The following is a 12,230-nucleotide window of genomic DNA, read 5'->3' on the forward strand; positions in this document are numbered from 1 at the left end:
GCGGTTGACCAAGAAAAAGGGGCAAAAGCGCACAGTATTCTAGAAGTGTTGCCACCCCTGCATTGGCTTCATGAGCCTCTCGCCTGCCAACCTCGCTACACGCTCTGCGGCCTCTGAACTGAAGCCGCTCTCTATTGCAGACGCGGGAGCTGCCCCCGTCATCGCCGCCATTGATGTGGGCAGCAACTCTCTGCATATGGTGGTGGTGCGCATCAACCCCCACATCCCCAGCTTCACCATCATCTCCCGCGAAAAAGCCACCGTCCGCCTGGGGGAGTTTTGCAGCCAGACAGGCGCCCTTACGCCTGTTGCCATGGAACGGGCGCGGACGGCTCTGGAGCGGTTTTGCCGCATTGCCGAAAGCTTTCAGGTGCAGGATATTGTTGCGGTGGCCACCAGTGCCGTGCGCGAAGCCCCCAATGGGCCGGAGTTTTTGAAGCGGATTGAGCGAGAGCTGGGCCTGCGGGTGGAGCTCATCTCAGGGCAGGAGGAAGCCCGCCGCATCTACCTGGGCGTGCTCTCGGCCATGGAGTTCCACAACCGGCTGCACGCAGTGGTGGATATCGGTGGCGGCTCCACTGAGCTGATTTTGGGCAACGGCCAAGAGCCGGAGTTTCTGCGCAGCATCAAGGTGGGAGCGGTGCGCCTGACCCAAGCTTTCCTGCACCACGACCCGCCTACGGCTGGTGAGCTGCAGGCGCTGCGGCAGCATATTCGCGGCATGTTGGAAGCTCCCATCGAGCAGATGCGGCGCATTGTCGAGTCGTCTCCCCAGGCGGGATCCCTGGCCTTGGTGGGCACCTCCGGCACCGTGGAGTGCCTGGCCCAGTTGGATGCCCGCCGCCGCCTGGGCGATCCCCCCACTCGCCTGCACGGGTACAGGTTTAGCCTGGAAGCCCTGCGCGGCTACATCAAGGAGCTGCGCTCCCTCACCGTGGCCGAGCGGCAAAAGCTACCTGGCCTAGGGGAAAGGCGGGGAGAGATTATCCTAGCTGGGGCGGTCATTTTGGAGGAAGTGATGACCCTGCTGGGGGTGGAGCAGATCCAGTTTTGCGAGCGAGCCTTGCGGGAAGGGCTGATCGTGGATTGGATGATCAGCCAAGGGTTAATTGAAGATCGGCTGCGCTACCACAGCTCGGTGCGGCGGCGTAGCGTCCTCAAGTTGGCAGAGAAATACCAAGTCGAGATCCCCTATGCCGAGCGGGTGTCAGAATTTGCCCTCAGCCTTTTCGATCAAACCCGTGGCATCTTGCACGGCTGGGGATCCCGGGAGCGAGCTCTCCTCTGGGCGGCGGCCATGCTGCACAACTGCGGCCACTTCATCAGCCATGCCGCCCACCATAAACACTCCTACTACCTCATCCGCCACGGGGAACTCTTGGGCTTCAACGAGGAAGAGGTGGAGGTGATTGCCAACCTAGCCCGCTACCACCGTAAGTCGCCCCCCAAGAAGAAGCACGAGAACTTCCAGCGCCTCACCAACGAGCGGGATCGCCAAGTGGTACTGGAACTTAGCCCCTTGCTGCGCATAGCCTGTGCTCTTGATCGCCGCCGCCTGCAGGCCATCCAAGCGGTGCACTGCCGTTTCCAGCTTTTGGGAGAGGGCCCCCGCCGCATGGAGCTAATTTTGGATCCCAAGCATCCCAACGACGACTGCGCCCTAGAGCTGTGGAGCTTGAACGAAAAGAAAAAGGTCTTCGAGCAACAGTTCAAGCTGCAGGTAATTCCCAAACTGTCCACCCAGATCCAGCCCAGCGCCGATCCCTTTGAGGTAGCCGTCTAGCCAGGGAGTACATTCTGCACAAGTAGACTCAAGACTTGGCTCTACTCAGACTGTTGGAATTGGCGACAGTTGGAGGGTCTGCTGATTACGGCAAAAATTTGTGGGTGTGGATTTCACTTCCATGGCGGCTGGGTGGGATCTATCTGGGCTCGGCTCCACTAAGTGCTCGTCTCTATCGGCCCAGAGTGCTTGAAAGAATCCCTGCTTTTGGGGGGGCTGACTTACTCTCACGAGGCAGCATGTGGCTGTTGAGGCCAAGCTAACGTCTAGCCAGGAGGCAGTACGGTGGCGGAAAACTTCAATACTGTTTCAGGCGGACAAGGGCCTGGCGGATTGGATCGGGCCTTGGGTAACCTGGTGGCTATTCAACAAGCCCTGGCCAGTCCGGATCCCCAGGTCCGCATCGAGGCCCTTAAAGAGGCTCTCCACCATGGAGAAGAAGGGGCGCAGCTTCTCATCAAAGCCCTGCACGAAGATGGGGATTGGGAAGTGAAGTTTGCTGCTTGGGAGACACTCCTGAAATCGCTTGATCCCCGGCACGTGCAGGTGGCAAAGGAGTACCAGCTCCTCCGCCTACGCCAGGTTGGAGATGTTCGAGCACGGTACGATGCTGGCGAGCGCGACTTCCGCTGGGCTGACTTGAGGGGGGCCGACCTAGGCGGAGCCAACCTGGGCAGTGCCAACCTAGGCGGGGCTATCCTAGCCAAGGCCCATCTGAGAGGGGCCCTGCTGACTGGAGCCAATCTAAGCTGGGCTGACCTGACTGGGGCTAACCTGAGCGGGGCCGAACTGGTGGGTACTCAGCTCAGAGGGGCCAACCTAACAGGTGCCAAGCTTGACTTTGGATGGGAACGGCTCAAAGATTTGACGGGCACGATTCTTCCCGATGGGACATACCATCCTTGACTTTGTAGCCCCAAGGTCTATGGGGTGTTGGTTGAAAAAGCGGCAAAGGCGTACTAGATCTCCCTGCGTCAGGAATCATGCTGTTTTTAGTTGGCCCCTCCCACACGGGCCAGCCCTAGAGAGATCGCATGGTCAAGGAGCAATGGTAATGGGCGAGGGGCTGGTTTGGATGGCCCTTTGCCCGCCCCGCTCCAAGATTACCTCGATGATGCCGTTGTTAACTGGCTGCATGTTGGAGGGCAGTTGCTGCTGAGTTTCATAGAGGCCCGGTGCCACCTCCCGCATCTCTACCTCGGGAGTTACCCCGACAATACGAAAAGCGGCCCGCCCTCCGGGATCCCCTTGCATTGTTACTCTGAGGATCTCGCCCCTGCGCAGGTTGGTGCTGTTGGTGGTAACGCTGAAAATCCGAGGCGGCCCGGCGACCACAGGCCCAGAAGCCGGCTGAATGGTGGGGCGGGTTCCTTTGGATCCATCGATTGAGAAAGGAAAGATCTCCCAGTACTCCTGGCTGAGGCCGTCTTTGGTAAGCACAACCCGCAAGGTGGGATTGGTGGCCTGGTGGGTGGGAGCCACCACGTAGGTGCCCTCGTAGTGGTGAGGCCGCACCTCCCGCATTGGCTGGTTTAGGGCCAGCTTGCCCAGGTCAAATTGGGCCACTCCTCCTGAGTCCCCCCAGATGGCGATGGTGAGGATATCTCCTTCCACTAGGTCGCGCTGGGGATGCAGGCGAATGGCCGTGATGCGAGGGCCGTGGCTGGCGGCCAGGGGGGTAGGAGGGGCAGGGGCCGGCTGGGGCAGAGGGGTTGAAGAAGGGAACAGTGGCTCTACTCGTGGGGGAGCGACCTTGCCCAAGGCCAACTGGGGGAGCCGCCGCTGAACACGGGTCTCCAGCCCGTTGAGGCTAAGTTGAATGCGGATGTCGGGGCTAAGGGCGCTGTCTTGGGGGCCAAGGGTGTAAACGGCGCGGTAGTAGCCGGGCTGCACCTCCTCCATGGGCAAGCCCCGCACCAGGTCGCCGATATCCACGCTGGCCTTGCCGTTGGGGGTGCCCTGGGCCTCGACCGTCACGGTTTGCCCTGGCAGCACCACTCCCGCTTCAGGAATGACTCGTGTTTGCAAGATTTCAGGCTGAACGCTTTTGGCCACTGGCGCCGGGGAAGGACGCAGTTGGGCTACTGGAGGCGGCAGAGGCGGCAGCTTTCCGCGATGTACCAGCGCCTGGTGCAGCAGCACTGCTCCTTCACCACGGCTGAGGATCCGGTTGGGCCGCAGCTTGGCGGGATCCGGCACATTCACCAATAGGCCCGCTTCCCCTGCCATAGCCACAAGAGCTCGCCCCACCTCTGGCACCTCAGCAGCGTCGGTGTACAGAGCCATCCAGCGCTCGATGTCAGCCTGGCTGGGAGCAGGCAATCGCAAGGCCCGCACCAGGATGGCTAGCGCTTCTAGGCGGGTGAGATCCCCTTGGGGGCGGAACTCGTTGCCTTCGTAAAGACGCATGGCCCCTGCCTGTAGCACCGCCTGCGCCGTCCAATAGTCAGGGGTATTGGGCTCAAGGTCGCGAATCTCTTGCACCTGCTTGGGGTTGGGCACGTAGCCGAAAAATTCGGTTAACCACCGGGCCAATTCCAGGCGGGTGAGAGGGGCTGACAGTGGCTCCCGGGTCAGCACCAGGTCTGTTTGGCGCTCCAGCGCTGCCACGTAGGCTTCAGTCCAGGCCAGCGAGGCTTGCTGTTGCACACCTTGGGACCAGGTGGGTAGGCTAGCACTCGACCAGGTGAGCACCCAACCTAGGCCTAGCGCCAGGGGCCACGAGCACCGCATGGCTGCCGCTCCCGTTTAATTTGGATTCCCTCAGGGAAAGCTTAGCCCAAACTTCCACCCTCTCTCCCCGCCTTCGCTAGCAGTTGCGGGTGCGCTCTTTGGCGGTGGCTCCCCAAGAATTTACGCTCGTTTTCGCCTAGAATGACAAAGCCATCCGCCATGCAGGGGCAGAGGGCGGACGGACTTGAGGCTAGCTGCCTTGGCCAACAGGACTAAGAAGCGTCCGCGGGAGGGATCCATGCCGCACACCATTGTTACTGACGTTTGCGAAGGCGTTGCCGACTGCGTGGAGGCTTGCCCGGTTGCCTGTATTCACCCTGGGAACGGCAAAAATGCCAAAGGCACCGACTACTTCTGGATCGACTTTGCTGCTTGCATTGACTGTGGCATCTGTCTCCAGGTTTGCCCCGTAGAGGGCGCCATCCTCCCTGAGGAAAGACCGGAGCTGCAACGAGTACCTAGCTAACCTCTAGCCCAGAGAGGCCAAGGCCAAGAGGCCACTGGTCAACCAGTTCAGGGAGAGGATCCCTCCCAGAAAGGCCATCGGGATCAGGCCTACCAAACGCCACCACTCCAGATCCAGGGCCACCGCCGCCGCCCGCACTTGCCAAACCCCGAACCACACCAGGGCCACCAAGCCCAACAGAGATCCGGCAACCCCGCCCAAAGCTTGGGCAGGCCCTAGCAGGAGCCAGGGCAGGCCGGCAAAACCCGTCAGGCAAAGCAGGGCCGCAAAGGAGGGGGCAGCCCGCCCAAAACAAAAGGCCAGGCCCTGCAACAAAGCTGCCAAGCTCACCCAGCCCAGGAATCCCGCCAGGACTGCCAGTACTAGGCTCGGCAGGTTGAACCCGAAGCGGCGAATGGCCTCGAGGAGGTTAAGCAGCGCTACCACCCCAAACGCCTGCCAGAGGACAGGCTGTTGCCGCAGCAAGCGAAAGGTACGTTCTGGCAGGAACCAGGCGCCGTAGATGTTGTCCAACAGAGAACCCAGCATGGCTAGAAGGACGTTTCAATAGGGACATTCCAAAACGGATGCACGCAGAGATTCTCCCCTTTGCGGGAGCTACCTAACCCGCATGCTCCTACCGTACCCCAAAAAGCCACAGAGCAGGGGATCCGAAGAGTGACTTCTTGGTAGGCCCTTGACAGATCCCGCAGGGGAATGGGGTAAGATGGCCAGAGGGTACTGAGGCGTTGGTGACTGCCGTTATGTTTTTGCGATCGATACCCTTTGGCAATTAGGACGGGTGTGGATGTGAGAGTAGTAAGCCAAACTTGGTTTGGAAACTATCAATATCATCCCCGATGTCCTATCGTGGATTTTCCAGGTCGAAAACAACGGTAAAACGGCGCAAACAGTATCCCTAAGGAGGCCCTCAAGAGAGGGCTTTCTTGCTGTTTTGGAGTCTTTACTACCTGCGGCACCAATACAAAAGCACAAGAGCGCTAAGGGGACGGGTAGAGGCCAAAAGACCTGCAAGGAGCAGCAACCAGGGGTTCCCAGCAGAGCTAGCCAACAGCAAGCCTATGAGCAAAGCCGCTCCTCCCCCTTCTGCCCCTGCTGCTAAGAGCCAGGCCCAGGCAACTTTCCCCTGTCGAGCGAGTAGGATCCCTTGCAGCCCACCGACGCCAAGACCCACCAGCAAGCCGCGTAGGGGGCTAGCCATCGCTGGGAGGATCCTCTGGATCCAGGGATCGTTCGGATCCAAGACAGGGATCACCCCCTCCACCTGAGGAGCTAGGAGATCTGTTGCCAGCCAACCCACAGCTGTAGCCAGCAGCGTAGCCGCCACCCACCGCCAAGAGACCTGCCGCCGCAGCACTGCCCACTGCAGTAGCCCCGTCATCAGGCCAAGACCAGCCCCAACCACCGCCCCTTGGAGGGATCCGAAAGGAACCAGCAGCGGAGCCAAAGCCGCCAACCCTAGGTAGCCGCCGCCAGCTGCTGCCCCATTGGCCAAAAGCCAAGCCCAGGCCAACCTTCTGCCCCGCCGAGGTGTAGCTGTAGGAAACAGGGTAGGTCTGTGGTCAGAACCCACCTGCTGCTCGACCTCGCGTAGCCCCTGTTCTGCAAAGGGATTGCCCGGTTCCAGCCGCAGCACCCCTTGGTAGTCCATCTGGGCAAGACCCCAATGGCCTTGCCGTTGGTGAGCCAGGCCGCGGTAGAGATAGTAGCGGGCGTCGTTGGGAGTTTTCTGGATCAGCTCGCTGAGGAGGCGGACGGCCTTCTTGTACTCGCCTGCCTCGATCCAATGCACGGCTTGCTGCAGCTTTTTCTCATCTGCCTCCGAGCTGGAGGGAGCCTGTGGAGTCCCTTGCCCGCCAAAGCCCGCGGGGATATGCCGTGGAGAATACACAGCCTGGAGCTCTTGAGCCAGCTCTTCCATAGTGGCGGGGCGAAGGGCAGGGTCTTTCTCCAAACAACGCAGCACCACCTTTTCCAGCGCCTCGGGGATAGGGTGAGGCAGGGGATGGTCTCGCAGGGGACGGGGCTGCTGAAAGTTATGGACGTGGTACCAGCCCTGCAAGGTATCGGTGTCGGGCTCGAAGGGAAGCTTGCCAGTGAGTAACTCGTACAGCACCACCCCCAGGGAGTAGATGTCGGAGCGGGCATCTAGTTTTTCTCCTCGCATTTGCTCCGGGGAGGCGTAGACCATCGTGCCCAGAAAATAGCCCGTCTGCGTCAAGCGGCGAGAGGCTTCTCCCATGAGCTTGGAAATGCCGAAGTCGAGGATTTTGACCCGCTCCTTGCCGTCAGGACCCTTTTGCACGAAGATATTGCTCGGCTTGATGTCGCGGTGGATAACGCCGCGAATGGAGTGTTTGCCTAGATCCATGTGGAAGTTGTGGGCATGGTGCAAGGCTGAGCAAATTTGCAAGGCCAAGTTCACCACCCGCTCAGGAGGCAGAGGGCCCTCTTGCGCCAGCACGGAGTCCAAACCTTGGCCCGTGTAGGGCTTGGCGTTTAGGTACTCCATCACCAGGTAGGGCTGGTTTTGGTACAGGCCGTAGGAGCGTACCTGCACAATGTTGGGGTGCTCCCCCAGCAAAGCACTTACCCTTGCCTCGTCCAGGAAACGCTGCTGCAGTTGCTGGTAGTACTCCGGCCCCATGTCCGGCGGCGGCGGGCGCAGCAACTTGACAGCTACCACCTCGTTGCCAAGCTGGGTATCCACTGCCTCGAACACCTGGCCATACCCCCCCTCACTGATGGGTCGGATCAGCCGGTAGCGGTTGCCAATCAGTTGTCCAATCAGTTGCGGGTTCATGGAGGAGGAAGGCCGGCTGTGGCAGACCTGTCAGCGATTCTAGTCGGCTTGGAGCTGAAGGCGGTCGGGGAAGAGAGGATCTGGCTGATCCTGGGCTACTTAGGCTGCCGCTAGGATTAGAGCATGGAGCTTTCCTCCTTTTGGCGCGAGGTCACCGAGTTTGCCCTCCAGCTGACAGCCCGGGTGGGCTCTCAGCTTTTAGCCGACTTTGGCCAGGCACGCTCCACGGAAAAGGCGGATGGCAGCTTAGTAACCTCTTCCGACAAGTGGGCCGATCGAGCCTTTCAGGAGGCAATTGCCGCTGCTTATCCGGATCACGGCTACTTGAGCGAGGAGTCAAACCACATCTTCCCCGAGACAGAGTGGTGCTGGGTGGTGGATCCCCTCGATGGCACCACCAATTTTGCCCACGGGATCCCCATCTGGGGCAGCTCGCTGGCGTTGCTGCACTGGGGCCTGCCTGTGTTTGGCTGTGTCCATTTGCCACCTATCCGCCAGACTTTTTACGGCTATTGGCCCCAGTTTCCCGGGGATGCCCCAGCAGGGGCTTTCCTCACCCGCCACGACCAGCATCCTGCTTGTCCTCAACCCATCCGCCCCAGCACCGCTCCACCTGGCCCCAACCAACTGTTTAATTTTTGCTCCCGCAGCGGCCATTGGATTAGCCCGGAATTTCCCTGCAAGGCGCGCATGCTAGGGGGAGCTGCCTACAACTTGCTCTTGGTGGCTAGCGGCAGCCTTTTGGGCGCGGTGGAGCGCTCGCCTAAGATCTGGGATGTGGCGGCAGTGTGGGCTATTGCGAAAGGAGCTGGCGCAGTGTGGGAGCCTCTGGGCCCGGCTGACCCGGATCCCGGCCAGCCTTTGAGGGTGGGCAAGGACTATGGCCAGCTGACCTACCCGACGCTCTTGGTGGCTCAGGCAAAGTGGGTGCCGCTGTTTCGCGCCTTTATCTCCCTGTAAGCGGCATAAACTGCTTGCACGTTATACCAGTTGAGAAAGAAAATTCGACACAGCTCTAGGGCCAGTTGGGATTGCCCCTTCTGGATTAGCCAGCGCAGCAGCGGTTCTAGTCGCTTTTCGTTCAACCAGCCCCCCAGCGACAGCAGGCCCCAAAGGACTTGGTGCAGGGGCGTTAGCTGGATCATGAAACGCACTGCCCAGGTGGGGTGTTTTTGGTAGAAAAGGATGCCCATGCGGCCCCGCTGCCGCTCTCGCTCAATGAGCGCTGGAAGTTGCTGCAGCTCAAAGGGGGGGTGCCAGTGGTAGCCAGTGGCCTGGGGACACTTGACCAGCCGCAAACCCAGGCGCTTGAGCCTCACCCCCAGCTCCAGGTCTTCCCAGCCATAGAGGTGAAACCGCTCGTCGAAGGGGCCGGTGGGGGTTTCGCAGACCTGCTCTAGCCAGTGGCGGGCGATAGCCACATTGCCGGTGGCAAAAAAAGCGGCCGAGAAGTCAGTGGGCTTGAAAGGCTCGGAGCGGGGATCCTGGAAGTTGCAGGTGTTGATTACCCGCCCGTAGGTGAAGACCTTGGCTTCGTGGGGCGAGTTGGGATTGCCGGTAACCCCATGCCGCCGCAGCATCTGGGCATGGGCGGCCAGGAAGTGATCCACCACCACTAGGTCGCTATCGATGAAGACGATGATGGATCCCTGGGCGTGGCGAAACCCCAGGTTGCGAGCTGCAGCAGGGCCGCGGTGCTCTTGGCACAAGAGTTTCAGCGACGGCAAGGCCGGCAGCTGGCTCTGCAGCCATTCCACCGTCCCGTCGGTGGAGCCGTCGTCTACCACCACCACCTCGTAGCCGTCGTAGGGGCCGGGCTGCTGTTGCGCCAAGGCTCGCAGACACTGCTGCAAGATGGGAAGGCGGTTGTAGGTGGGAATGATGACGCTGATGTACACCGAGGATCCCTAGCGCTGCAGCCAATGTTAGCGTTTCGGAGGCTTTTTGACGGCCAGCCCAGCTATGGTTGTTCAAAAGAAGAGGGCGAAGCATTTCCTGGGGCTGCGGCAACTTGGACGCCGAACCTGGAGCCTGCCCCTGCTTGGATTCCTCATGGCTGTGCTGCTACTGCTCCTCAAAGCGTGCGGGGGAAGAGGGGGTTTCTCTTCCTTAGAAGCCCTTCCTCCTCCAACTCTGCCTTCGCCAACAGTTGCCCCTGTTCCCCAGTTCACCATTGACGTTCGTTTCCCCGACAACAGCCTCACTCCCAGCCAACAAGCCATTGTCCGCAGCGCGGCCTTGAGGTGGCAGGAGATCATCGTCGAGGATCAGCCGGATCTGCCGCCTACCACCATCCGGGCCGACGAGTGCGATGCGGGGTTTCCCAGCACCCCCCTTGATTTCCCCATCGACGATCTGCTGGTGGAGGTGCGGGCGAGAAACCTGGGCAACGAGCGGATTTTAGGGGGAGCCGCTCCCTGTTTTGTGCGGGCCTCCAATGGCCTGCCTTTCTACTCCGTTGTTGTGTTCAACAGCCAAAACCTCTCGGCTTTGGAAGAGCGGGGGGATCTGCCCATCACCGCCCTGCATGAGCTGGGCCATGCCCTTGGCTTTTTGCCCAGTGTCTGGAATCCCAAGGGGCTGACAGTGGGCTTGGTGGGGCGGGATCAGCCGACACCGCCGGGCTATGACCCCCGCTTTATCGGCCCGCGGGCAGTTGAGGCTTTCTCCACGCTAGGAGGCAATGCCCCTTCTGTGCCGCTGGAGAACCAATTTGGGGTGGGATCCCGCGATTCCCACTGGCGGGAGAGTGTCTTGGGCCGCGAGCTGATGACCAGCCGTCTCGACCGGGGCGTGCCCAATCCCTTGAGCATCCTCACGGTGGGAGCCATGGCGGATATCGGCTACAAGGTCAATCCGGCAGCAGCCGATAGCTTTGAGCTAGGGCGCAGCCGGGTCATCTTGGAACCGCTGGAACCCTTGGAGCTGCAGGAGCTGGAGCTGGCCCTACCCCTACGGCGCTTTGACGCCACTGGCAGAGAGGTGGGGGATCCCTGAGTCTAAGAACATTTACCCATAGCCAAGATGCTCGTTCCTCTCAATAATGAGTGCTAAGTTGCATAGCTTTACCTCTTTTTCGCAATTGGCTATGGGCATTCTCAAAAAGCTGTTTGGTGGTCTTTTTTCCTTCTTTGGCATCCTCTTCGGCGGCCTAGTGGATTTCATTACCGGGCCTTTTCGCCCGGCCTCAACCCAGCCGGCAGCTTCCTCCAAGCCTGCCCCAACGGCTGCGCCTGCTAAGCCTAAGGTGGTGGTCGAGAAGCCGTTTGTGCCCAACGAGATCCCGGCTCCGCGTCCCAACCGTCGCCCCGGCCCAGCTTTGGATTCATTCCGCGCCATGGCCCAAGAGATCCTCTCGGCGCGGGCCTAGGTTGCCCGACTTTGTGAGGAGCAGCCCGTAAGATGGAGGTGGCTCTGGATCCTAGAGACTGCTCCCTATGTCAGAGCAAGAACGGCTGAAACAGCTTGAGCTTGAACTGGAGCAGGCGACTGCGGCCGCTGCCAAGTTGCGGAGCTCGTCCCAGGACAAAGCTGCCCTTTGGGCTTGGGTTGGGAGGTGGGGGCGCCCCCTGCTGCCGGTTCTGGTCATCCTGGGCTGTATCCTGCTGGTTGGGCTAGTCTTTCGGGTGTTCGTCACCCTTCTCAGGTGGGCGGTGGTGGCGGGGCTGGGCTACCTGCTCTACGCCTGGGTGGTGGCACCGCGGTTGGGCCTTTCCACCAAAGCGAAGCCGAAGCCGGAGGATCGAGATCTCGACAGCTTCTAATGCCCAGGGATCCCCGCCGAGCCTATGCCTATCTGGCGGCAGCCATCTTAGGCTGGGCCACGGCAGCCAGCGCCTTTAAGTTTGGTTTGCAACACCTTGCGCCGACGGCCTTGCTGATTCTTTCGGCGGGCAGCTCCTGCCTAATCTTGGGGATGGCTCTGGTGGTAACAGGGCGGGCGCATCTTGTTGCCCAACAGAAGGGATCCCAGCTTGCCCTGTCGGCGTTGCAGGGGCTGCTTAACCCGTTTGGCTACTACGGGGTGCTCTTCCAGGCTTACGATCGCCTCTCGGCCCAGGCGGCGCTGGCTTTGAACTACACCTGGCCGCTGGTGTTGGCTCTCTTGGCGGTGCCGCTGTTGGGGGAGCGCCTGCGCGGGCGGCTACTGCTGGCCTTGGGAACAAGCCTGCTGGGGGTGGTGCTGGTGGCCACGGGGGGATCCTGGGGCACCTTGCAGGTGGAGGATCCCTGGGGAGTGGTGCTGGCAGTGGGCAGCGCCGCTATTTGGGCTCTCTACTGGCTGCTCAATGTGCGGGATGGACGGGATGCCCTGCTGAAGCTGTTCATGGGATTTCTCTTCGGCAGCGGCTACTGTCTGCTACTGTTGCCGTTTCAGGAGCTGAGGTGGACAATGGCAGGGCTGGGCTGGGCGGCCTACATCGGCTTGGCGGAGATGGGCTTGA

Annotated in this window: 12 protein-coding genes and 1 other RNA gene; 9 read left to right on the forward strand and 4 right to left on the reverse strand. The window is 60.8% G+C overall.

Annotation, left to right across the window (positions count from 1 at the left end; all coding sequences use genetic code 11):
* Nucleotides 1-70 precede the first annotated feature (70 nt).
* Both NW806_RS10235 and NW806_RS10240 read left to right on the forward strand, forming a co-directional pair.
* On the forward strand, nt 71-1,783 hold the full coding sequence (locus NW806_RS10235) for an HD domain-containing protein (RefSeq protein ID WP_414411021.1): 1,713 nt from the start codon (nt 71-73) through the stop codon (nt 1,781-1,783).
* 357 nt (nt 1,784-2,140) lie between these two features.
* Nucleotides 2,141-2,689 (forward strand): pentapeptide repeat-containing protein, encoded by a 549-nt coding sequence (locus NW806_RS10240; protein WP_414411022.1) that lies wholly within the window; start codon nt 2,141-2,143, stop codon nt 2,687-2,689.
* Between the two features lie 132 nt (nt 2,690-2,821).
* Here the strand turns inward: NW806_RS10240 and NW806_RS10245 are convergent, their stop codons facing one another.
* Complete coding sequence (locus tag NW806_RS10245; RefSeq protein ID WP_414411023.1) at nt 2,822-4,516, reverse strand: S-layer homology domain-containing protein; 1,695 nt, start codon at nt 4,514-4,516, stop codon at nt 2,822-2,824.
* 238 nt (nt 4,517-4,754) lie between these two features.
* On the opposite strand from NW806_RS10245, the gene NW806_RS10250 reads away from it, so the two are divergent.
* Entirely contained in the window at nt 4,755-4,982 is a 228-nt protein-coding gene (locus NW806_RS10250; protein ID WP_414393171.1) for an indolepyruvate ferredoxin oxidoreductase subunit alpha, read from the forward strand.
* Between the two features lie 3 nt (nt 4,983-4,985).
* Here the strand turns inward: NW806_RS10250 and NW806_RS10255 are convergent, their stop codons facing one another.
* Nucleotides 4,986-5,510 carry a hypothetical protein gene (locus tag NW806_RS10255; RefSeq protein WP_414393172.1) on the reverse strand — a complete coding sequence of 175 codons (525 nt, stop codon included), beginning with the start codon at nt 5,508-5,510 and terminating at the stop codon, nt 4,986-4,988.
* Between the two features lie 186 nt (nt 5,511-5,696).
* Between NW806_RS10255 and ssrS the strand changes: the two genes are divergently transcribed.
* A non-coding RNA gene (gene ssrS, locus NW806_RS10260) (6S RNA) lies at nt 5,697-5,882 on the forward strand.
* A 46-nt stretch (nt 5,883-5,928) separates the two neighbouring features.
* On the opposite strand, the gene NW806_RS10265 is transcribed toward ssrS, so the two are convergent.
* Nucleotides 5,929-7,785, reverse strand: coding sequence for a protein kinase domain-containing protein (locus NW806_RS10265; RefSeq protein ID WP_414411024.1), 1,857 nt, complete (start codon nt 7,783-7,785; stop codon nt 5,929-5,931).
* Nucleotides 7,786-7,908: 123 nt separating this feature from the next.
* On the opposite strand from NW806_RS10265, the gene NW806_RS10270 reads away from it, so the two are divergent.
* Complete coding sequence (locus NW806_RS10270) at nt 7,909-8,745, forward strand: inositol monophosphatase family protein (RefSeq protein ID WP_414411025.1); 837 nt, start codon at nt 7,909-7,911, stop codon at nt 8,743-8,745.
* Here NW806_RS10270 and NW806_RS10275 read toward each other — a convergent pair.
* Entirely contained in the window at nt 8,700-9,683 is a 984-nt protein-coding gene (locus NW806_RS10275) for a glycosyltransferase family 2 protein (RefSeq protein WP_414411026.1), read from the reverse strand. The two genes, NW806_RS10270 and NW806_RS10275, sit on opposite strands and share 46 nt — an antisense overlap.
* A 154-nt stretch (nt 9,684-9,837) precedes the next feature.
* On the opposite strand from NW806_RS10275, the gene NW806_RS10280 reads away from it, so the two are divergent.
* From NW806_RS10280 to NW806_RS10295, 4 genes are all read left to right on the forward strand, one after another.
* Nucleotides 9,838-10,782 carry a leishmanolysin-related zinc metalloendopeptidase gene (locus NW806_RS10280; protein WP_414411027.1) on the forward strand — a complete coding sequence of 315 codons (945 nt, stop codon included), beginning with the start codon at nt 9,838-9,840 and terminating at the stop codon, nt 10,780-10,782.
* A gap of 46 nt (nt 10,783-10,828) precedes the next feature.
* On the forward strand, nt 10,829-11,155 hold the full coding sequence (locus tag NW806_RS10285) for a hypothetical protein (protein WP_414411028.1): 327 nt from the start codon (nt 10,829-10,831) through the stop codon (nt 11,153-11,155).
* Nucleotides 11,156-11,222: 67 nt separating this feature from the next.
* Nucleotides 11,223-11,549, forward strand: coding sequence for a hypothetical protein (locus tag NW806_RS10290; protein WP_414411029.1), 327 nt, complete (start codon nt 11,223-11,225; stop codon nt 11,547-11,549).
* The coding region (locus NW806_RS10295) for an EamA family transporter (RefSeq protein WP_414411030.1) at nt 11,549-12,230 on the forward strand (682 nt) is incomplete at its 3' end. The genes NW806_RS10290 and NW806_RS10295, both read left to right, overlap by 1 nt.

Origin of the sequence: Synechococcus sp. W65.1 (assembly GCF_047461615.1) — a bacterium.
Taxonomy (GTDB): Bacteria; Cyanobacteriota; Cyanobacteriia; order Thermostichales; family Thermostichaceae; genus Thermostichus.